We start from the raw sequence: 18,167 nt of genomic DNA, 5'->3' as shown, positions 1-18,167 counted from the left end.
CTCCTTGTCTTTCCGCTCCCATGGGATCCTATGTGCTAGAAAACCACGGCAATGGCAATGGTCAGGGCCAGGGCAATTGCCCAGGCCTGCCAGAGCAGGGTGACGGAGCGGGTGATGGTTTCGGCGCTGGCGCTTTTGGCGCCATCGGCATGGACCCAGGGAAAGTCCCGCATCTGGCCGTCGTAGGAGCGCGGGCCGGCCAGGGCAGTGTCCAGCGACCGTGCCATGGCAGCTTCGGGCCAGCCGGCGTTGGGCGAGCGGTGCTTGCGGGCGTCGGCGGCGATGGCGCTCCACTGGCGCAGCTGGCCGCCGGCAAGGGCGATCAGCAGGCCGGTGAGCCGCGCCGGGATCAGGTTCAGCAGGTCGTCCAGCCGGGCGGAGGCCCAGCCGAAGTCCTTGTAGCGGTCGTTGCGGTAGCCGATCATGCTGTCGGCAGTGTTGACCATCTTGTAGATGATCAGCCCCGGCAGGCCGGCGATCAGGAACCAGAAGGCAGGCGCGATGACGCCGTCGGACAAGTTCTCCGACCCGCTTTCGATGGCGGAGCGGGCGACTTGCGGCGCGGACATGGCAGCCGTGTCGCGGCTGACGATCATCGCTACCGCCTCACGGCCTTCCGCCAGGCTGCTGCGCAGCCCTTTGGCGACAGCAGTGACATGTTCCGTCAGCGACCGCTGGGCGATCAGGATGGCGGCAACCAGGATTTCGATCAGCGCCCCCGGCAGTGCCAGCAGCTTGCCCGCGAAATAGCCGCACAGGACCAGCGCCAGAGCCGCCAGAACGCCCTGGCCGCGGCGGTTGCTGCCGGTGTTGAGCTTGCGGTCCAGGAAACCAACCGCCTTGCCCATCAGAACTGCGGGGTGGGTCATGCGGGACCACAGCCATTTCGGTTCGCCAAAGACGGCATCCAGCAGCAGGGCAACAACCAGCATCGCAGCAGTGCTCATAGCGCCGCCTCCAGCCGGTCCCAGCCGTCCGAAGGCGGCAGGCCCAGGCGCAGAAAGGTTCGGGAATAGGGGAAGATGCGGCTCCAGACATGGGCGCGGGCCAGCTGGCGCTGCCAGGTTGCGGCGTCCTCGACGTTGTAGAGCCGGAACAGGTCGGTGCCGCCGGCCAGGCTGGCGCCCTTGGCCAGCACCAGTTCATCCAGCCGGGCGGCATCCTGTCTGAGGCGGGTGCGGGTGGCCTCGGCCCATTGGCGGTCCCGCAAGGCCAGCGCCCCGGTGCGCAACGCGGGGCCGGAGACGGCCCAGGGGCCCTGCCAGGTGGCAAGTTTTGCAATCAGCTGCGGGTCGCCGATGGCGAACCCCAGCCGCAGCCCCGCGAGGCCCCAGAATTTACCGAAGCTTTTCAGAATAATGACACCGGGGCGGGCAGCCATGCGGATCAGGCTCTGTTCCGGGCAGACGTCGCAGAAGCTCTCGTCGATGATGGTGAGCGGTGAGGTGAGATGCTCTTCGTTCCACAGGCGGCCGTCCGGATTGTTCGGGTGCACTACGACGCGGGCCTCGGCGGGGCCATCAACGCGGACCTTCCAGCCGCGGGCCTCAAAGGCGGCGGCGTGCTCGTTGTAGGTGGGTTTGGTGATCTGCACCCACTGCGGCGCGGCCAAGGCGGGCAGGGCGGCAATCAGCGCCGAGGCACCCGGAGCGGCCAGCACTGCGGCCTCTTCGGGGATATTCCAGAACGCGCGCGTTGCGCGCTCAAGCTCCGCCAGGGCATCGGCATCGGGCAGCGCCCCCCAGTCGCCGGCAGTGAACTCCGGCAGCGGATAGGGATGCGGGTTGATCCCCGTCGACAGGTCCATCCAGCCGCTGCGGGACCCGCCGAACTCTGCCATGGCGGCGCTGAGGTTGCCGCCGTGGTCCCGGGGCGGGGTTGCGTTATCAAGCGGGCGTTCAGGCATCGCGGGTGTCACCGGTGGATATCTCTCTCCAGGCTGGTCGGATGCCATATGAGATTACCCGTTTCTTAAAGCAACCGGCGCCATGCGTGAACTCCCTATTTGATGCGGGACAGGCGGATCTGGCGCCAGGTGCGTCAGGCCGCAGGGGTCAGCCGCGGCGGTGCGGTTCCTTCCAGTCAATCCTGGGATTGACCGGTATGATCCGGTGCGGGTTGATGGTGTCGTGGCTGTAGTAATAGTGGCGCACGATGTGGTGCATGCCGACGGTCTCAGCCACGCCGGGCCACTGGTACAGCTCACGGGTGTAGGCCCAGAGGTTCGGGTAATCCACCAGCCGCTTGCGGTTGCACTTGAAATGCACGTGGTAGACCGGGTCGAATCGCAGGAGGGTTGTGAACAGCCGCCAGTCGGCCTCGGTGATGCGGTCGCCCAGCAGGTAGCGGTGCTGCGACAGCAGGTCCTCCAGCCAGTCCAGGCTTTCGAAAAGCGGCTCTACTGCGGCGTCATAGGCCTCTTGCGAGGTGGCAAAGCCGCTTTTGTAGACTCCGTTGTTGACGGTGCTGTAAACCCGGGCGTTCACCGCCTCGATCGGCTCGCGCAGTTCCTCCGGCCAGTAGTCTTCGGTATTGCCGGTGATCCCGTCGAAGGCCGAATTGAACATCCGGATGATCTCGGAGCTTTCGTTGGAGACGATGGTGTTTCGCGTCTTGTCCCACAAAACCGGTACCGTCACCCGGCCGGTGTAGCCGGGATCGGCGCGGGTGTAGACCTGGTGCAGATGGGAGCTGCCGAACAGCGAATCGCCGGTGGCGCCGTGTTCATCGGTCTCGAAGGTCCAGCCTTCGCCCAGCATGTCGGGATGCACGACAGAGACGGAGATGTGGTCTTCCAGCCCTTTCAGCTTGCGGAAGATCAGGGTGCGGTGGGCCCAGGGGCAGGCCAGCGACACGTACAGGTGATAGCGCCCGCTTTCCGCCGGAAAGCCGCCTTCGCCCGAGGGGCCTGCACTGCCGTCTGCGGTGATCCAGTTGCGGAACTGCGATTCGCTGCGTTTGAAGGCGCCGCCGGTAGAATCGGTATCATACCATTGGTCGTGCCATTTCCCGTCGATCAAAAGGCCCATCGTGTCTGCTCCTGCTGCTGTGCGGTCCAAACATAGGCATGACGGGGCCTTGCGCCTATGCAACGCAGCGCGCAAGGCCTCTGCGCCACTGCACAAGCGCAACAAAATTGCGCTGCCGTGAAATTTTCGAAAATGTTCACTTGATTTTATCTATTTGTGACGCACCGTTGAAAAGAAGAACCCGTGACGACCCAAGCATTTGGAAGGCTGCTGCTATGAATACCTACGTTCCCAAAGCCGTGCAGGAAGCGCTGGACACCGCCCGCCTGCAGGGGATGCGGAAGAAGAGCCGGCTGCGGGTGATGGCGGATAATGAGCTGTATCCGGTGTTGCGGCTGTGGAAGACCGGGTTCTCGGTTGAGGCGGAAACCGCGCCGATGCTGCGCGGGCTGGTCGATATCTACGATGGTGCCCGCCATGTCTCGCAATGCCTGATCGTGGCCGGCGAGGAAGAGGGCGGCGAGATGCGGTATGAGTTCAAGCGCTCGACCCCCGCCGCGGACAAGGCGCCTTTGGATTTCTACAAGTCGCCGGACGGGCCTGCCGGGCTGATCCCCTTCGACCAGTCGCAAGGCAAGATCTGAGGCTTCAGGTCAGGGGCGGATTTCCACCTCGGTTCCGATCTGCGCCAGGCGCCAAAGCGTTTCCATCTGTTCATTGCTGACGGCGATGCAGCCGGCGGTCCAGTCGCCGGGCAGGGTGATCAGGCTGCCCACCGAATTGGGCTGTCCGTGAATGAAGATATCGCCGCCGGGGCTGACCCCTGCGGCGTGCGCGCGTGCGCGGTCCTCGGGCTGGGGGTAGTTGATCCCCAGTGACAGGTGATAGGCGCTGTTGGGGTTGCGCCGGTCGATCACAAAGGTGCCCTCAGGGGTTTTGCCGTCGCCTTCCTGGAATTTGTCGCCCGCCGGTTCGAAACCCAGCGCGATGGGGAATTCCAATACCGTCTCGCCGCCGCGGCTGGCGGTCAGGCGGCGGGCGGATTTCTCGATCAGGATGCGGTCGATCCGGTCCACCGCCGTGGCCTGCGGCGGCACCGGGCGCGGAGAGAAGGCCTGCCAGGCGGTCCAGGCGGCGCCAGTCAGGACAACCAGCGCCAGAAGGCGCAGCAGGCGCTTCATGGTTACTGCAGGTCCGAGAAAGCCCTGGTCAGGCGGCGGCAGGCTTCCTCGACCCGGGCGCGCTGGGTGGCCAGGTTGAAGCGTTCCATGAACTCGCCGCCGGTGCCGAAGCCGTCACCGGGCGAGGTGGCGATCTTGGCGTCTTCGCGCAGGCGCTTGATGAATTCCGCGCGGCTCATGCCCGTTCCGGAGAAGTCGACCCAGGCCAGATAGGTCGACTGCAGCGGCAGCGACTTCAGCCCCGGCAGCGCGTTGACCGCATCGTCGAACAGTTTGCGGTTGCCCTCCAGATGCGCGATCTGGGCATCAACCCATTCGGCGCCTTCGGGGGAGTAGGCCGCGGTGATCATGGCAACGCCAAGCGCGCTCGGGTCGTAATCCAGCGTGTTCAGCCGCTGGCGCATCGCGGCGCGCAGGTCCGGATCCGGAATGATCATGTTGCCGGTCCGCTGCCCGGCGATGTTGAAGGTCTTGGAGGCGGCGGTCAAGGTAACGGTCCAGGCGCGCGCATCGGGTGCGGCAACATCCATCGGAACAAAGGTGCTGCCGGGATAGACCAGATCGTGGTGGATTTCGTCCGACACCAGGATCAGGTTGTTGCGCTTGGCAAAGGCTGCAACCGCGCGCAGCTCCTCCGGCGTCCAGACCCGGCCCGACGGGTTTTGCGGCGAGCACCACAGCAGCAGCTTCTCGGTCCCGTTCAGCCGCGACTGGGCATCGTCGAGATCCAGGTTGTAGGCGCCGCCGTCCCGCGCCAGCGGGCATTCGGTGACCTTGCGCCCGGCCTTGTTCACCTTGTGGGCAAACTCGTGGTAGACGGGCGAGAAGATGACCACGCCGTCGCCGGGCTGGCTCCAGACATCCAGGCTCAGGGCGATGGCGTTGCCCAGGCCCTGGGTGGTCAGCACCCAATCGGTTTCGATGTCCCAGCTGTGGCGGTTCTTCATCCACCATTGCACTGCCTGCAGATACTCAGGGTGCTGCCAGGAGTAGCCGAAGACGCCGTGCTCGGCGGCCTTTTTGACGGCCTCGATGACACAGGGCGCGGTCTGATAGTCGGAGTCCGCCGTCCACATCGCCAGACCGTCCTGCGGGGACACGCCGAACAGCGTCTCCATTTTGTCCCATTTCGAGCTGTGGGTGCCGCGGCGGTCGATGATCGTGTCAAAATCCATGTGGTGAACTCCCCTGTGTTTGGCAGCGAAGCTAATCGCTGCAGCGGCAGGCGCAAGGGGGCGTTGCGATGGGGCGGCTGATCGCATACATGAAGCTCATGAAAAGACAGATCCTGATCCATCCCGATCCCCGCCTGAAAAAGGTCTGCACACCTGTGGCCGACCTCAGCGACGAGTTGCGCGTGCTGGCGGATGACATGCTGGAAACCATGTATGCAGCCCCCGGCATCGGCCTGGCGGCGCCGCAGATCGGTATCCTGCAGCGGCTGATCGTGCTGGATTGCGTTAAGGAAGAGGATGGCGACCCGCGCCCGCTGGTGATGTTCAACCCGCAGATCATCTCTTCTTCGGACGAAACCAACGTGTATGAGGAAGGCTGCCTGTCGATCCCGGATCAATATGCCGAGGTGACCCGCCCCAAGGTGGTTGAGGTCGAATGGATGGACCGCGACGGCACTGCGCAGCGCGAGACCTTTGATGGGCTGTGGGCGACTTGCGTGCAGCATGAAATCGACCATCTGAACGGCAAACTGTTCATTGATTACCTGAAGCCGCTGAAGCGCCAGATGATCACCCGCAAGATGCAGAAGCTGAAGCGCGAACGCGCCCGCGCCTGAGGAACCCTACAGACATGACCGTCCGCACCTGCCTGCCGTGGCCCGACAAGCGCCTGCGCCTTAAGGCTGAAGAGGTGACAGAGATCACCGACGAAATCCGCGACATTTGGAATGACATGGTGGATACCATGGAGGCGATGCCGGGCGTGGGCCTGGCCGCCAATCAGATCGGGGTGATGCTGCGCCTGGCGGTGGTGGATGGCTCCACCGAGCGCGGCCGGGCCGTGAAACTGGCTAACCCGGAGATCCTGCATGCCTCGATCGAACTGCGCGAGCATGACGAGGCCAGCCCCAACCTGCCGGGCGTGTCGGCCAAGATCAAACGCCCGCGGGCTGTCACTGTCCGCTACCTGAATGAGCAGGGGATGATCGACCGGCGCGATTTTGTCGGGATCGAGGCGACTTCGGTTCAGCACCAGATCGACCACCTGAATGGCAAGATGTATTTCGACCGGCTGAGCAAGGTGAAGCGCGACATGCTGGTCCGCAAGGCCAAGAAGCTGAACGGCTGAGGCCGGATATCGAACTCCCGGGCCGCCTGCGGCCCGGTTCGCGCCCAGCCCCGCCCCTAGGGCGAGCGCGAAACGCCCACCCCGGGACCAGGCGCGAACCTGCGTTGTTTCAGGCAAGCCCGTCTATGTGTGCGGCAAGGTAACCAAGGGGCGGACGGGGACACTGATGCGCATCATCTTCATGGGAACACCTGACTTCTCGGTGCCGGTGCTGGACGCGCTGGTAGAAGCCGGGCACGAGATTGCCGCCGTCTACTGTCAGCCGCCCCGGCCTGCGGGCCGCGGCAAGAAGGACCGTCCAACCCCCGTCCACGCCCGCGCCGCGGCCTTGGGGCTGGAAGTGCGCCACCCGGTCTCGCTGAAAGGCGCCGAGGAGCAGGCGGAATTTGCAGCGCTGAACGCTGATATTGCGGTGGTCGTAGCCTACGGGCTGATCCTGCCGCAGGCCATTCTGGACGCGCCGGAACATGGCTGCCTGAACATCCACGCGAGCCTGTTGCCGCGCTGGCGCGGGGCGGCGCCGATCCACCGGGCGGTCATGGCGGGCGATGCGGAAACCGGTATTTGCATCATGCAGATGGAGGCGGGGCTCGACACCGGCCCGGTGCTGCTGCGAGAGGCCACCGCGATCGGTGCAGAGGAAACCACCGCCCAGCTGCATGACCGGCTGTCTGAAATGGGCGCGGGGCTGATCGTTGAGGCGTTGAGCTGCCTGCCCGACCTGACGCCGGAGGTGCAGCCCGAAGAGGGCGTTACCTACGCCGAAAAGATCGACAAGGGCGAGGCACAGATCGACTGGTCCCGCCCGGCGGCGGAGGTTGACCGCAAGATCCGCGGGCTGTCCCCCTTCCCCGGCGCCTGGTGCGAGATCGAAGGCCAGCGGGTCAAGCTGCTGGCGTCGCGCCTGGCAGAGGGGCAGGGCGCGCCGGGCGAGGTGCTGGATGACGCTCTGACCATTGCCTGCGGAACCGGAGCGGTGCAGCTGCTGCGCTTGCAACGGGCGGGCAAAAGCGCGCAGGATCCGGATGTATTCCTGCGCGGCTTCCCGGTTCCGAAGGGCAGCCGCCTGTAACCGGAGGCGAGGCATGCCCATCATTGCCCTGATCATCATCGGTGCCGCGGCAGGCTTCCTCGCAACCCGGCTGATGCGTCTGGAGACCGATATCATCACCACGGTCTGTATCGGCATGGCGGGGGCGCTGGTGGGCGGGCTGGTTCTGCGGGGCTTGCTTGCCGTGATGGGCTTCATGGCGGGGTTCGTCGGCGCGGTCCTGGGCGCCCTGGTGCTGATCTGGCTCTGGCAGCGCTATATTCAGCGGTAGAGGCGCAGGCTCAGCTGCGCGGCGGGCGGCTCTTGTAGACGGGCAGGTGCCAGCCGAAGGTGATCGAGCCCGCGCGCAGGGTCCAGCAGACGCCGGCGCAGGCGAGCAGGGCAAACCGCAGCTCCAGCCCCGCCGAGATTGCCAGAACGGCAGTGATCGCGCCGGCCATGGCGCAGGTGATGTAAAGCTCGCCCTGTTTCAGGACCAGCGGCACCTCGTTACAGACCACATCGCGCATCAGCCCGCCCAGCGAACCGGTGGCCATGCCCATCAGCACCACGATCACAGGCCCTTTTCCCAGTGCTATCGCCGCGCCGGTGCCGGCGGGCACGGCAACCGCCAGGGCAAAGCTGTCCAGCCAGATCACCCACCGCATTCGGCTTTCCACCAGATGCGCGGTAAAGAACACCGCCACCGCGGCGCCCGCTGCCAGCAGGATGTAGTTGGGGTCACCGACCCAGAACACCGGATCACGGTTCAGCAGCAGATCCCGGACCGTGCCGCCGCCAACCGCCGTCAGGCAGGCGACGAAGGCAAAGCCGACAATGTCGAGCTGCGCCCGGCTGGCAACCAGCGCCCCGGTGAGGGCGAAGACCAGCACCGAGGCGTAGTCGAGCAGGGTCAGAAAGCTCATGCATTGGCCTCGCGCATCAGGCGCTTTTCTTCTTCTTGAAAGGGGCCATGCCGGCCCGGGCCAGTTCATCCGCGCGTTCGTTCTCGGGGTGGCCTGCGTGGCCCTTGACCCATTCCCATGTCACCTTGTGACGGCGCTGGGCCTCGTCCAGCCGCTGCCACAGTTCGACATTCTTCACGGGCTTCTTGCTGGAGGTCTTCCAGCCGTTCTTCTTCCAGCTGTGGATCCAGCCGGTGACGCCGTTCTTCACATAGGCCGAGTCAGTGACCACGGTGATCGTGGACGGCCGCGCCAGGCTCTCCAGCGCGTTGATCGCGGCCAGCAGTTCCATCCGGTTGTTGGTGGTCTCGGCCTCGCCGCCGCTGAGTTCTTTTTCTTTGACGATGGTGTCACCGTCCATGGCGCGCAGCAGGACGCCCCAGCCGCCGGGGCCGGGATTTCCAGAGCAGGCGCCGTCGGTATAAGCAAACAAATCAGGCATGTGCGGTCAATACTACGAACTCTTGGGCAGTGCCAGCCAGTCCTTTGCCCTCGCCGCGGCGGCTGCCAAGGACGGTGAAACCGGCGGTTTCGAGTTTTTCGCGCAGCTCTTCCTCGCTGTAGTAGGCATAGAACCTGCCCAGCTCATCGCGGCCTTCGCCTTCACCCAGTTTCATCGCCAGGCACAATGTTCCGCCAGGGGCCAGCGCCCGGTGCACGGCGGAGAGATGGATGGCAAGTTCCGCCCGCGGCACGTGCAGCAGGCTGAAATAGGCCCAGACACCGTCAAAGACCGCTTCGGCATCCAGGGCGTGAAACCCTGTGACGGTGACCTCGATCCCATAGGCGCTGCGGGCGGCTTCCGCCATTTCCGGCGAAGCGTCCAGGGCAGCCACCCGGTAGCCTGCGTCCCGGAAGCGCGCTGCCCAATGGCCGGGGCCGCAGCCGAGATCCAGCACCGCGCCGCCCTCCGGAAGCCGGCCGGTGAAAGCCTGGAAGTCGGACTCTTCCCCTGCGTCCGTGCCGCCGGCAAAGCGCTCGGCGTATTCCGCGGCGCGCTCGTCGTAGACGCTGATTGTTCTGTCATCGCTCATCTGGTCACCTCCGCGGCAGCAGTCAGGCGCGTTCCGCTGCCAGCCGGGCGGCGAGGCCTGCAAAGACGGCGGCAAAGCCGCGGCTCATCCACTTCAGCACCCGCTCGCTGTTGAGAAGATAGGTGCGGGCCTGGGCGGCGAACAACCCGTAGAGCACGAAGATGGCAAAGGTCATCGCCATGAAGACCAGGCCCAGAACTGACATCTCCAGCGTGGCGCTGGCGGGATTGCCGCTCAGGAACGGCGGCAGCAGTGCCAGGAAGAACACCGACAGCTTGGGGTTCAGGATGTTGATCAGCGCCCCGCGCCAGGCGATTTTCCAGCCGGGCTGGCTGGTGCGCTTGGAATCCACCGCCAGCGCCCCGCCGCTGCGCAGGGCCTGCCAGGCGAGATACAGCAGATAGGCGACGCCCGCTGCTTTGACGATCTGGAACAGCAGGGCGGAGCTGTGCAGGACAGCCGCCAGCCCCAGGGTAGCGGCGGCGAGGTGGGGCAAGATACCGAATGTGCAGCCAACCGCTGCCCAAATGGAGGCGCGCCAGCCCTGCCCAAGGCCCAGGGCCAGCGTGTAGATGACGCCCGTGCCGGGGGCGAGGACGACAACAAATGCGGTAATCAGAAAGTGCAGCGTAATCATGGATGCGGCTCCAGAAAAAATGCCCGGGGACTAATGCGTAACACGATTAGCCCGCGGCGGGTGTGTTTTCTGTAACCTGGATTGCTCCCGGGGGGATTACGCGGGCTGCCGCAAAACGCGGGGCACCTTGAACTCCACGGTTTCGACGGCGGTTTCCACCACCTCGACGGTCACGTCATAGCGGGCGCGGAAAGCGTCGATCACCTCGTTGACCAGCAGTTCCGGAGCGGAGGCGCCGGCGGTGATGGCGACGGATCGTATGCCCTCCAGCGCGCGCCAGTCGATGTTTTCGGCCCGCTGCACCAGCTGGGCGTAGTCGCAGCCGTTCTTGGCGCCGACTTCGACCAGGCGGCGGGAGTTGGAGGAGTTGGGTGCGCCAACCACCAGGAGGGCATCGGCCTTGGGCGCCACCGATTTCACCGCCTCCTGACGGTTGGTGGTGGCATAGCAGATGTCTTCCTTGTGCGGGCCCACGATGTTGGGGAAGCGCTTTTCCAGCGCTGCGACGATCCCCTTGGTGTCATCGACCGACAGGGTGGTCTGGGTGACATAGGCGAGGCGGTCCGGATCGCGGACCTCTACCGTGGCCACGTCCGCGACGGTTTCGACCAGCAGCACCTCGCCTTCGGGCAGCTGGCCCATGGTGCCGATGGTTTCCGGGTGGCCCTTGTGGCCGATCATGATCATCTGCAAGCCGTTTTCCGCGTGGCGCTGGGCCTCGATATGCACCTTGGAGACCAGCGGGCAGGTGGCATCGACATAGATCATTTCACGCGCTTCGGCCGCGGCGGGCACCGACTTCGGCACCCCGTGGGCCGAGAAGATCACCGGCCGGTCATCGGGGCATTCGTCCAGCTCCTCGACGAAGACCGCGCCTTTTTCGCGCAAGGAGTCGACCACGAACTTGTTGTGCACGATCTCGTGGCGGACATAGACCGGCGCACCCCATTTGCCGATTGCCATTTCGACAATCTTGATGGCGCGGTCCACTCCGGCGCAGAAGCCGCGCGGTGCGGCGAGGTAGAGGGTCAGGGCTGGCTTGGTCATTGGCGTCTCCTTGCGGGCCAGAGGTAAGCGGTTCAGGCGGCAAGGTCCAGTGCCCGGGCGGCATCACAGGTTTGTGATTGGAGGTTCCTGCGGGGGAAGGCGGCAAAAGCCCGCCTTGGACAGCAAAAGGCATGAGGGCAGCGTGAAACAGGTGATTGCCTTTACCGCTGCGGCCGGGTTGGCGGCGGCTGCGTATTACTGGCTGGCGGAGAGCGATCCGCAGGCAGCCGGGCTCCTGCCTTACAAGGATCCGGGGGCGGTGGCCGAGGGGCAGGTGATTTATCTGGACCATTGCGCCAGCTGCCACGGAGAGGACTTGCAGGGCGAACCCAATTGGCAGCAGCGGGACAGCGAGGGCTATCTGCCTGCGCCGCCGCAGGACGAAAGCGGCCACACCTGGCACCACTCGGACGCGCAGTTGCTGGAGATCACCAGGCACGGCGTTGCCCAGCTGGTCGGCAATGGCTACCGCAGCCGCATGGGCGGCTATGCCGGTGTGCTGACTGAAGAGGAGATGCTGGCGGTGCTGGCCTATATCAAAAGCCGCTGGCCCGCAGAGATAATCGCCCGCCACAACCAGATTAACAGCCAGGCGAACGATTGATTTGGTCCGGAGCAGGCGCCGCCCCATCTGGCGCCTTGCTCCGGGTATGAAGCGGTTGCTTCTGCTTAGCCGTGCGCGACGGTTGCCGAGCGCTGATCGCTTTGCTCGCGCGGCGGGCGGCCGATCACGTCGCGCAGCTCTTCCAGCTCGATGAAATTGTCGGCCTGGCGGCGCAGATCGTCAGAGATCATCGGCGGCTGGCTGCGGATGGTCGAGACCACCGAAACACGCACGCCCTGGCGCTGCAGGCTGGCAATCAGCGGGCGGAAATCCCCATCGCCCGAGAACAGCACGATATGGTCCACCCGCGGCGCCAGCTCCATGGCATCGACGGTAAGCTCGATATCCATGTTGCCTTTGACTTTGCGGCGGCCCAGGCTGTCGGTGTATTCCTTGGCCGGTTTGGTGACCATGGTGAAGCCGTTGTAATGCAGCCAGTCAACCAGCGGCCGGATCGGAGAATACTCGTCATTCTCCAGCAGGGCGGTGTAATAAAAGGCGCGCAGCAGCTTGCCGCGGCGCATGAATTCCTGCCGCAGAAGCTTGTAGTCGATGTCGAACCCGAGCGCCTTGGCCGCGGCGTACAGGTTTGACCCGTCTATGAACAGCGCAAGCCGTTCGTCTTTGTAAAACATCAAATGTTCCTTCCGGTATATCCGCCTCAGCCTTGAGTTCCGTGAGTGTGAGCTTGAAATCGGCGAAACGGGTGGACTTAATGTAAGTTATTTGTCATCTGCCGCAAGTATACTGCCATTCTGAAATAGGGTCAAAAATGGCCGCAAACCGGAAACTTTCGCTGATCGCACTTGGCGGTAACCTGCCGGCTGACGCTGATGCGCCGCAAGTCACCTTGTCAAAGGCCATTGCCGCCCTGCAGGCGGAGGATGTGAGGCTGCGCAGCGTCTCCCGGTTCTTCCGCACGCCCTGCTTTCCGGCCGGTGCAGGCCCCGATTATGTGAACGCCGCTGTAGCGGTGGAAACCGCCCTGTCGGCAGGCGATCTGCTGGCGCGGCTGCATGAGGTTGAGGCGCAGTTTGCCCGGGTGCGGGAGCAGCGCTGGGGGATGCGCACGCTGGATATGGATCTGCTGGATCACGGCGGTGCGGTGCTGCCGGACACCGCCGGGTTCGCCCGCTGGCAGGGGCTGCCGCTGGAGCGCCAGATGCAGGAGGCGCCGGAGCAGCTGATCCTGCCGCATCCGCGCATCCAGGACCGTGCCTTTGTGCTGGTGCCGCTCAAGGATATCGCGCCGCGCTGGCAGCATCCGGTTTTGCAGAAAACCGTGACGCAGATGCTGGCGGACCTGCCGCCGGAAGAGGTGGCGGAGGTTGTCCCTCTGTAACCAGCGCGATGCGGCGTTTTCCGCCCTTGTCAAGAGAAAGATTTGGGCGTAAATGTCTGCCTTCTGGACCAGGAATGAATTGGAGAGTCGCTGATGGCCCGCGTGACGGTTGAAGATTGCGTAGACAAGGTGCCCAACCGCTTTGAGCTGGTGATGCTTGCAGCGCACCGTGCCCGCGAGATCTCGGCTGGTGCCCCGATCACCGTTGAGCGTGACAACGACAAGAACCCGGTCGTGTCCCTGCGCGAGATTGCCGAAGAGACCCAGAGCGCCGACGAGCTGCGCGAGCGTCTGATCGAGAGCAACCAGACCCAGATCGAGGTTGATGAGCCGGAAGAGGATTCCATGGCTCTGCTGATGGGCGCGGATGGCGACAAGCCCGCCGAAGACGACATGTCGGAAGAGAAACTGCTGCGCGCGCTGATGGAGGCCCAGGGCCAGGGCTGAGGCGCGCGTCTGGAATTTGAGGCTGCGGACCGGACATGATTTCCCCTGACGACCTGATTGCTCTGGTCCGCAACTACAATCCCAAGACCAATGCGGAACGGATCGCCGAGGCCTATGCCTTTGGCGAACGGATGCATGAAGGCCAGTTCCGCCACTCGGGCGAGCCCTATTTCACGCATCCGGTGGCGGTCGCCGCGATCCTGACCGAACAGCGGCTGGATGATGCCACCATCATCACCGCGCTGCTGCATGACACCATCGAAGACACCAAGGCTTCTTACGAGGAAGTCGCCCGCCGTTTTGGCGGCGAAGTGGCGATGCTGGTCGATGGCGTCACCAAGCTGACCAACCTGCAGCTCAGCAGCCGCGAGACCAAGCAGGCGGAGAACTTCCGCAAGCTGTTCATGGCGATGTCCAAGGACCTGCGGGTGATCCTGGTGAAGCTTGCCGACCGTCTGCACAACATGCGCACGATCAAGGCGATGCGCCCCGAGAAGCAGGCCCAGAAGGCGCGCGAGACCATGGATATCTATGCGCCGCTGGCAGGCCGCATGGGGATGCAGTGGATGCGCGAGGAGCTGGAGGATCTGGCGTTCCGGGTGCTGAATGCCGAAGGCCGCCAGTCGATCATCCGCCGCTTTGTGACTCTGCAGCGGGAAACCGGCGATGTGATCCACCGGATCACCGGCGACATGCGGCTGGAGCTGGAAAAGGCCGGGATCGAGGCCGAGGTCTTTGGCCGCGCCAAGAAACCCTATTCGATCTGGCGCAAGATGCAGGCCAAGGACCAGGGCTTCTCGCGGTTGTCGGACATCTACGGCTTCCGGGTAATCACCGGTTCCGAAGAAGACGCCTACCGCGCGCTGGGCGCCATTCACCAGCGCTGGCGGGCGGTGCCGGGACGTTTCAAGGATTACATCAGCCAGCCGAAGTCGAACGGCTACCGCTCGATCCACACCACCGTGTCGGGCCGCGACGGCAAGCGGGTGGAGGTGCAGATCCGCACCCGCCAGATGCATGATGTGGCCGAAACCGGGGTGGCGGCGCATTGGTCCTATCGCGACGGCGTGCGCTCGGAAAACCCCTTTGCCGTCGATCCGGCCAAGTGGATCGCCTCGCTGACCGAGCAGTTCGACGCTGAGGACGACCACGACGAATTTCTCGAGGCGGTGAAGCTCGAGATGTATTCGGACCAGGTGTTCTGCTTCACCCCCAAGGGCGACGTGATCAAGCTGCCCAAGGGCGCCACGCCGATCGATTTCGCCTATGCCATCCACACCCGTATTGGCCACGCCTGCGTCGGCGCCAAGGTGGACGGGATCCGGGTGCCGCTGTGGACCCGGCTGCGCAACGGCCAGTCGGTGGATGTGATCACCGCCGAGGGCCAGACACCCCAGGTCAGCTGGCTGGAGATCGCCACCACCGGCAAGGCCCGCACCGCCATCCGCCGCGCCCTGCGCGAGGCGGACCGCGCGCGGTTTGTGAAGCTGGGGCATGAGCTGGCCCGCTCGGCGTTTGAGCATGTCGGCAAGAAGGCGACCGACAAGGCGCTGGAAACCGCCGCCCGGGCGCTGCGCGCCAGTGGGGTGGATGAGCTGCTGGCGCGGCTGGGCGCGGCAGAGATCACCGCCCATGACGTCGTGCAATCGGTGTACCCGGAGCTGACCACTGGCGATGGCGACGAAATCTCGCCGCGCCGGGCGGTGATCGGCCTGGAGCCGGGGCAGAGCTTTGAGCGCGCGCCCTGCTGCCAGCCGCTGCCGGGCGAGCGCATCATCGGCATCACCTACCGAGGCCGCGGCGTGGTGGTTCATGCCGCAGATTGCGACAAGCTGGGTGAGTTCGAGGACCAGCCGGAACGATGGATGGACGTGCAGTGGCACAGCGGCACCCACCCGGCGGTCTATGGCACCACGCTGGAGCTGACCATCGGCAACGATGCCGGGGTGCTGGGACGCATTTGCACATTGATCGGCGAGAAAAAGGCCAATATCTCGGACCTTGAATTTGTTGACAGGAAACCAGACTTTTACCGGCTTATGATCAACGTGGAGCTGCGGGATGTGGAGCAGCTGCACTCGCTGATGCTGACGCTTGAGGCAGAAAGCGATGTTGCCGCGGTGGCGCGGTTCCGGAACAAGCCGGAAGAGCGCCATTTTCCGGGATAAGCCGCTGAAACTCTGAGCCGGAACTGGGAAGGACGGACAGCTTTGGTATTCAGGCGCCGGGACAGACGTTCGCCCATCCGGGCGCTTGCGGATTTCGTCTGGCCGCGCGGCGGCTGGGGCCGGGCCTTCCTGTACGTGAAACACCGGGTGCGGCGGTTGCCCGATTCGCCCGAACGTATTGCTCGCGGTATCTGGGCCGGGGTGTTCACCACCTTCACGCCGTTCTATGGGCTGCATTTCCTGGTGGCGGCAATCATCGCCCGAATGATGAATGGCAATATCCTGGCCTCGCTCAGCGCCACCTTTTTTGGAAACCCGCTGACTTATGTCCCGATCGGGGTGGCCAGCCTGCAGACCGGCCATTGGCTGCTGGGCACCGAGTTCGACGAGGAGGTCGACAAATCCCTGGTGGGCAAGTTCCTGGCTGCCGGCGGCGACCTCAAGGACAACCTGTTTGCGTTGTTCATGGACAAGCCCGCCGACTGGCAGGGGCTGCATCTGTTCTACAACGAGGTGTTTTACCCCTACCTGATCGGCGGCATCATCCCGGGCATCATCTCCGCCACGGTCTGCTATATGCTCAGTCTGCCGGTGATCCGGGTCTACCAGCAGCGCCGCCGGGCCAAGATCAAGGCCAAGTTCGAGGCGATCAAGCAGCGCGCCGAGGTCAGCACCGGCTCCTGAGCCGCGCGCCGGATTGTACCATTATTGCCTGCAGGCTTGCTCTTGCTCGCTGTCTGTCTAGTCTTTGGGTTAACGCTTTGACTTCAGACGGATGAGACAGCTGTCATGACACAGAACCAACTGCGCCTGGGCGTGAACATCGACCATGTGGCCACGGTGCGCAACGCCCGCGGCGGCGCCTATCCGGACCCGGTCCGCGCCGCAAAACTGGCGGAGGAAGCAGGTGCCGACGGCATTACCGCCCACCTGCGCGAAGACCGCCGCCATATCACCGATGCGGATATCGACGCGCTGATGGAGGCGCTGACCGTGCCGCTGAATTTCGAGATGGCGGCGACGGAGGAAATGCAGAAGATCGCCCTGCGCCACAAGCCGCACGCGGTCTGCATCGTGCCGGAGAAGCGCGAGGAGCGCACCACCGAGGGCGGGCTGGAAGTGGCCCGAGAGGAAAACCGCCTAGCCCATTTCATCGCCCCCCTGCGGGATGCGGGCTGCAGGGTGTCGATCTTCATCGCCGCTGACCGGAAGCAGATCGAGGCCGCGCACCGGATCGGTGCCGAGGTAATCGAGCTGCACACCGGCGCCTATTGCGATTTCCACGCCGAGGGCAAGCTTGCAGAACGCGACCGCGAGCTGGAGGCGCTGCGGGAAATGTCTGCCTACGCCCATTCGCTGGGGCTGGAGGTGCATGCAGGGCATGGCCTCACCTATGAAACCGTGCAGCCGGTTGCAGCCTTTCCGGAGGTGAAGGAGCTCAACATCGGCCACTTCCTGATCGGCGAAGCCATCTTTCGCGGGCTGACCCCGGCAGTGCAGGAAATGCGCCGCCTGATGGATGAAGCGCGGGGGTGATGAAACCATGCAAGTGAATTTGATCCGTTACGGGCTGTTGTGGATGGCGGCCTCTGTCGGGATGCTGCTGCTGGGTCTGCTGCTGGCGCAGTTCGGAGTCGGGATGCCGGCCGGGCTCGCAACCGTGCTGCCGCCGATGTTTGCTTCGGTGCTGGAGGGGATGCGTATTGCGCAGGCAACCCGGGAACCGCTGGCGGGCAAGACGGCCTGGGTCAACGCGGCGGCGATGACCGGGGTGGTGGCAGTGCTGACGATTGTGCAATTGCCGCTCTACTGGAACAACCCGGTGATGGTAGAGGCGCGGCAAACGGTTCCGGTCCTGTATTTGGCAGGCGTTTGTGTTCTGCTGCTGGCGGTCATCCTGATGGTCAACCGCCTGTTCCTGGGCCATGGCATCAAGCTGGGTTTGAAACGGCTGCAAGAATGATCCTGGGTGTCGGAACCGATCTTGCCAATATCGAACGTATCCAGCGCACGCTGGACCGTTTCGGAGACAGGTTCCGCAACCGGGTGTTCACGGAAGTGGAACAGCGCAAGGCCGAGCGCCGCCGCGATGTGGCCGGCACCTATGCCAAGCGCTGGGCCGCTAAGGAGGCCTGCTCCAAGGCGCTGGGCACCGGCCTGCGCATGGGCATTGCCTGGAAGGACATGGCGGTCTCCAACCTGCGCACCGGCCAGCCGGTGATGCATGTCACCGGCTGGGCCGCTGACCGGCTGCGCGAGATGACCCCGCCCGGCCATGAGGCGGTGATTCACGTGACATTGACCGACGACCACCCCTGGGCGCAGGCCTTTGTGGTGATCGAGGCGCGCCCGGCCGCCAGCGACCCGGCGGAATCACCTTCGGGAACTTGACTTGGCCCCCGCAGGCCCGCATGTAGCCCCGGACCCTGTTTCCAAACC

At 64.5% G+C, this 18,167-nt stretch carries 24 protein-coding genes; 13 read left to right on the top strand and 11 right to left on the bottom strand.

Annotation, left to right across the window (positions count from 1 at the left end; translation table 11 throughout):
• Positions 1 to 35 precede the first annotated feature (35 nt).
• From cbiB to ACFMBG_RS19210, 3 genes are all read right to left on the bottom strand, one after another.
• Positions 36 to 947 (bottom strand): adenosylcobinamide-phosphate synthase CbiB, encoded by a 912-nt coding sequence (gene cbiB, locus ACFMBG_RS19220; RefSeq protein ID WP_421056288.1) that lies wholly within the window; start codon positions 945 to 947, stop codon positions 36 to 38.
• Positions 944 to 1,906, bottom strand: a complete 963-nt coding sequence (locus ACFMBG_RS19215) for a threonine-phosphate decarboxylase (protein ID WP_421056332.1) — start codon at positions 1,904 to 1,906, stop codon at positions 944 to 946. Before ACFMBG_RS19215 ends, cbiB begins: the two co-directional genes overlap by 4 nt.
• 148 nt (positions 1,907 to 2,054) lie before the next feature.
• Positions 2,055 to 3,029: a glutathione S-transferase family protein gene (locus ACFMBG_RS19210; RefSeq protein WP_421056287.1), complete on the bottom strand. Its 975-nt coding sequence runs from the start codon at positions 3,027 to 3,029 to the stop codon at positions 2,055 to 2,057.
• 215 nt (positions 3,030 to 3,244) lie between these two features.
• On the opposite strand from ACFMBG_RS19210, the gene ACFMBG_RS19205 reads away from it, so the two are divergent.
• Positions 3,245 to 3,613, top strand: coding sequence for a hypothetical protein (locus ACFMBG_RS19205; RefSeq protein WP_421056286.1), 369 nt, complete (start codon positions 3,245 to 3,247; stop codon positions 3,611 to 3,613).
• 9 nt (positions 3,614 to 3,622) lie between these two features.
• On the opposite strand, the gene ACFMBG_RS19200 is transcribed toward ACFMBG_RS19205, so the two are convergent.
• Positions 3,623 to 4,150, bottom strand: coding sequence for a L,D-transpeptidase family protein (locus ACFMBG_RS19200; RefSeq protein WP_421056285.1), 528 nt, complete (start codon positions 4,148 to 4,150; stop codon positions 3,623 to 3,625).
• A gap of 2 nt (positions 4,151 to 4,152) precedes the next feature.
• The gene (locus tag ACFMBG_RS19195) at positions 4,153 to 5,325 is read right to left on the bottom strand and encodes a MalY/PatB family protein (RefSeq protein ID WP_421056284.1); all 1,173 of its coding nucleotides are present in this window, start codon (positions 5,323 to 5,325) and stop codon (positions 4,153 to 4,155) included.
• Between the two features lie 98 nt (positions 5,326 to 5,423).
• Here ACFMBG_RS19195 and def (ACFMBG_RS19190) point away from each other — a divergent pair, with 98 nt between their 5' ends.
• From def (ACFMBG_RS19190) to ACFMBG_RS19175, 4 genes are all read left to right on the top strand, one after another.
• Positions 5,424 to 5,942, top strand: coding sequence for a peptide deformylase (gene def, locus ACFMBG_RS19190; protein ID WP_421056283.1), 519 nt, complete (start codon positions 5,424 to 5,426; stop codon positions 5,940 to 5,942).
• A gap of 14 nt (positions 5,943 to 5,956) precedes the next feature.
• Positions 5,957 to 6,454, top strand: coding sequence for a peptide deformylase (def, locus tag ACFMBG_RS19185; RefSeq protein ID WP_421056282.1), 498 nt, complete (start codon positions 5,957 to 5,959; stop codon positions 6,452 to 6,454).
• 166 nt (positions 6,455 to 6,620) lie between these two features.
• Complete coding sequence (gene fmt, locus ACFMBG_RS19180) at positions 6,621 to 7,526, top strand: methionyl-tRNA formyltransferase (RefSeq protein ID WP_421056281.1); 906 nt, start codon at positions 6,621 to 6,623, stop codon at positions 7,524 to 7,526.
• A 13-nt stretch (positions 7,527 to 7,539) separates the two neighbouring features.
• Positions 7,540 to 7,776, top strand: coding sequence for a GlsB/YeaQ/YmgE family stress response membrane protein (locus ACFMBG_RS19175; RefSeq protein WP_421056280.1), 237 nt, complete (start codon positions 7,540 to 7,542; stop codon positions 7,774 to 7,776).
• Positions 7,777 to 7,786: 10 nt separating this feature from the next.
• On the opposite strand, the gene ACFMBG_RS19170 is transcribed toward ACFMBG_RS19175, so the two are convergent.
• The 5 genes from ACFMBG_RS19170 to ispH form a co-directional block, all read right to left on the bottom strand.
• Positions 7,787 to 8,410, bottom strand: coding sequence for a trimeric intracellular cation channel family protein (locus ACFMBG_RS19170; RefSeq protein WP_421056279.1), 624 nt, complete (start codon positions 8,408 to 8,410; stop codon positions 7,787 to 7,789).
• A 16-nt stretch (positions 8,411 to 8,426) separates the two neighbouring features.
• The gene (gene rnhA, locus ACFMBG_RS19165; protein WP_421056278.1) at positions 8,427 to 8,891 is read right to left on the bottom strand and encodes a ribonuclease HI; all 465 of its coding nucleotides are present in this window, start codon (positions 8,889 to 8,891) and stop codon (positions 8,427 to 8,429) included.
• Positions 8,884 to 9,483: a class I SAM-dependent DNA methyltransferase gene (locus ACFMBG_RS19160; RefSeq protein WP_421056277.1), complete on the bottom strand. Its 600-nt coding sequence runs from the start codon at positions 9,481 to 9,483 to the stop codon at positions 8,884 to 8,886. The genes rnhA and ACFMBG_RS19160 overlap by 8 nt, the downstream gene beginning before the upstream one ends.
• Before the next feature lie 22 nt (positions 9,484 to 9,505).
• Positions 9,506 to 10,120 carry a LysE family translocator gene (locus ACFMBG_RS19155; protein ID WP_421056276.1) on the bottom strand — a complete coding sequence of 205 codons (615 nt, stop codon included), beginning with the start codon at positions 10,118 to 10,120 and terminating at the stop codon, positions 9,506 to 9,508.
• 96 nt (positions 10,121 to 10,216) lie between these two features.
• Positions 10,217 to 11,167, bottom strand: a complete 951-nt coding sequence (gene ispH / locus ACFMBG_RS19150; protein WP_421056275.1) for a 4-hydroxy-3-methylbut-2-enyl diphosphate reductase — start codon at positions 11,165 to 11,167, stop codon at positions 10,217 to 10,219.
• 142 nt (positions 11,168 to 11,309) lie between these two features.
• Between ispH and ACFMBG_RS19145 the strand changes: the two genes are divergently transcribed.
• Positions 11,310 to 11,771 (top strand): c-type cytochrome, encoded by a 462-nt coding sequence (locus tag ACFMBG_RS19145; RefSeq protein WP_421056274.1) that lies wholly within the window; start codon positions 11,310 to 11,312, stop codon positions 11,769 to 11,771.
• 65 nt (positions 11,772 to 11,836) lie between these two features.
• Here ACFMBG_RS19145 and ACFMBG_RS19140 read toward each other — a convergent pair whose 3' ends face one another.
• On the bottom strand, positions 11,837 to 12,406 hold the full coding sequence (locus ACFMBG_RS19140; protein ID WP_008555764.1) for a LabA-like NYN domain-containing protein: 570 nt from the start codon (positions 12,404 to 12,406) through the stop codon (positions 11,837 to 11,839).
• 137 nt (positions 12,407 to 12,543) lie between these two features.
• Here ACFMBG_RS19140 and folK point away from each other — a divergent pair, with 137 nt between their 5' ends.
• The 7 genes from folK (at position 12,544) to acpS (ending at position 18,119) form a co-directional block, all read left to right on the top strand.
• Complete coding sequence (gene folK / locus ACFMBG_RS19135; RefSeq protein WP_421056273.1) at positions 12,544 to 13,113, top strand: 2-amino-4-hydroxy-6-hydroxymethyldihydropteridine diphosphokinase; 570 nt, start codon at positions 12,544 to 12,546, stop codon at positions 13,111 to 13,113.
• A 93-nt stretch (positions 13,114 to 13,206) separates the two neighbouring features.
• Positions 13,207 to 13,560 (top strand): DNA-directed RNA polymerase subunit omega, encoded by a 354-nt coding sequence (gene rpoZ, locus ACFMBG_RS19130; RefSeq protein WP_027235586.1) that lies wholly within the window; start codon positions 13,207 to 13,209, stop codon positions 13,558 to 13,560.
• A 35-nt stretch (positions 13,561 to 13,595) separates the two neighbouring features.
• Positions 13,596 to 15,728 carry a RelA/SpoT family protein gene (locus tag ACFMBG_RS19125; RefSeq protein ID WP_421056272.1) on the top strand — a complete coding sequence of 711 codons (2,133 nt, stop codon included), beginning with the start codon at positions 13,596 to 13,598 and terminating at the stop codon, positions 15,726 to 15,728.
• A 42-nt stretch (positions 15,729 to 15,770) separates the two neighbouring features.
• Entirely contained in the window at positions 15,771 to 16,412 is a 642-nt protein-coding gene (locus ACFMBG_RS19120; RefSeq protein WP_421056271.1) for a DUF2062 domain-containing protein, read from the top strand.
• A 105-nt stretch (positions 16,413 to 16,517) separates the two neighbouring features.
• Positions 16,518 to 17,264, top strand: a complete 747-nt coding sequence (locus ACFMBG_RS19115) for a pyridoxine 5'-phosphate synthase (RefSeq protein WP_421056270.1) — start codon at positions 16,518 to 16,520, stop codon at positions 17,262 to 17,264.
• Between the two features lie 7 nt (positions 17,265 to 17,271).
• A complete protein-coding gene (locus ACFMBG_RS19110; protein WP_421056269.1) occupies positions 17,272 to 17,691 on the top strand; it encodes an ABZJ_00895 family protein in 420 nt (139 codons plus the stop codon).
• Positions 17,688 to 18,119: a holo-ACP synthase gene (gene acpS / locus ACFMBG_RS19105; protein ID WP_421056268.1), complete on the top strand. Its 432-nt coding sequence runs from the start codon at positions 17,688 to 17,690 to the stop codon at positions 18,117 to 18,119. The genes ACFMBG_RS19110 and acpS overlap by 4 nt, the downstream gene beginning before the upstream one ends.
• The last annotated feature ends 48 nt before the right edge of the window (positions 18,120 to 18,167 follow it).

Origin of the sequence: Leisingera coralii, assembly GCF_049056525.1 — a bacterium.
GTDB classification, from domain to species: Bacteria; Pseudomonadota; Alphaproteobacteria; order Rhodobacterales; family Rhodobacteraceae; genus Leisingera; species Leisingera coralii.
The sequence above is the reverse complement of the archived record's forward strand: the minus strand, read 5'-3'. Positions and strand labels throughout refer to the sequence as shown.

Bases quoted from the DNA above. Each gene is read 5' to 3' on its own strand.
- cbiB (WP_421056288.1), bottom strand. From the start codon at position 947: ATGAGCACTGCTGCGATGCTGGTTGTTGCCCTGCTGCTGGATGCCGTC.
- ACFMBG_RS19215 (WP_421056332.1), bottom strand. From the start codon at position 1,906: ATGCCTGAACGCCCGCTTGATAACGCAACCCCGCCCCGGGACCACGGC.
- ACFMBG_RS19210 (WP_421056287.1), bottom strand. From the start codon at position 3,029: ATGGGCCTTTTGATCGACGGGAAATGGCACGACCAATGGTATGATACC.
- ACFMBG_RS19205 (WP_421056286.1), top strand. From the start codon at position 3,245: ATGAATACCTACGTTCCCAAAGCCGTGCAGGAAGCGCTGGACACCGCC.
- ACFMBG_RS19200 (WP_421056285.1), bottom strand. From the start codon at position 4,150: ATGAAGCGCCTGCTGCGCCTTCTGGCGCTGGTTGTCCTGACTGGCGCC.
- ACFMBG_RS19195 (WP_421056284.1), bottom strand. From the start codon at position 5,325: ATGGATTTTGACACGATCATCGACCGCCGCGGCACCCACAGCTCGAAA.
- def (WP_421056283.1), top strand. From the start codon at position 5,424: ATGAAAAGACAGATCCTGATCCATCCCGATCCCCGCCTGAAAAAGGTC.
- def (WP_421056282.1), top strand. From the start codon at position 5,957: ATGACCGTCCGCACCTGCCTGCCGTGGCCCGACAAGCGCCTGCGCCTT.
- fmt (WP_421056281.1), top strand. From the start codon at position 6,621: ATGCGCATCATCTTCATGGGAACACCTGACTTCTCGGTGCCGGTGCTG.
- ACFMBG_RS19175 (WP_421056280.1), top strand. From the start codon at position 7,540: ATGCCCATCATTGCCCTGATCATCATCGGTGCCGCGGCAGGCTTCCTC.
- ACFMBG_RS19170 (WP_421056279.1), bottom strand. From the start codon at position 8,410: ATGAGCTTTCTGACCCTGCTCGACTACGCCTCGGTGCTGGTCTTCGCC.
- rnhA (WP_421056278.1), bottom strand. From the start codon at position 8,891: ATGCCTGATTTGTTTGCTTATACCGACGGCGCCTGCTCTGGAAATCCC.
- ACFMBG_RS19160 (WP_421056277.1), bottom strand. From the start codon at position 9,483: ATGAGCGATGACAGAACAATCAGCGTCTACGACGAGCGCGCCGCGGAA.
- ACFMBG_RS19155 (WP_421056276.1), bottom strand. From the start codon at position 10,120: ATGATTACGCTGCACTTTCTGATTACCGCATTTGTTGTCGTCCTCGCC.
- ispH (WP_421056275.1), bottom strand. From the start codon at position 11,167: ATGACCAAGCCAGCCCTGACCCTCTACCTCGCCGCACCGCGCGGCTTC.
- ACFMBG_RS19140 (WP_008555764.1), bottom strand. From the start codon at position 12,406: ATGTTTTACAAAGACGAACGGCTTGCGCTGTTCATAGACGGGTCAAAC.
- folK (WP_421056273.1), top strand. From the start codon at position 12,544: ATGGCCGCAAACCGGAAACTTTCGCTGATCGCACTTGGCGGTAACCTG.
- rpoZ (WP_027235586.1), top strand. From the start codon at position 13,207: ATGGCCCGCGTGACGGTTGAAGATTGCGTAGACAAGGTGCCCAACCGC.
- ACFMBG_RS19125 (WP_421056272.1), top strand. From the start codon at position 13,596: ATGATTTCCCCTGACGACCTGATTGCTCTGGTCCGCAACTACAATCCC.
- ACFMBG_RS19115 (WP_421056270.1), top strand. From the start codon at position 16,518: ATGACACAGAACCAACTGCGCCTGGGCGTGAACATCGACCATGTGGCC.
- ACFMBG_RS19110 (WP_421056269.1), top strand. From the start codon at position 17,272: ATGCAAGTGAATTTGATCCGTTACGGGCTGTTGTGGATGGCGGCCTCT.
- acpS (WP_421056268.1), top strand. From the start codon at position 17,688: ATGATCCTGGGTGTCGGAACCGATCTTGCCAATATCGAACGTATCCAG.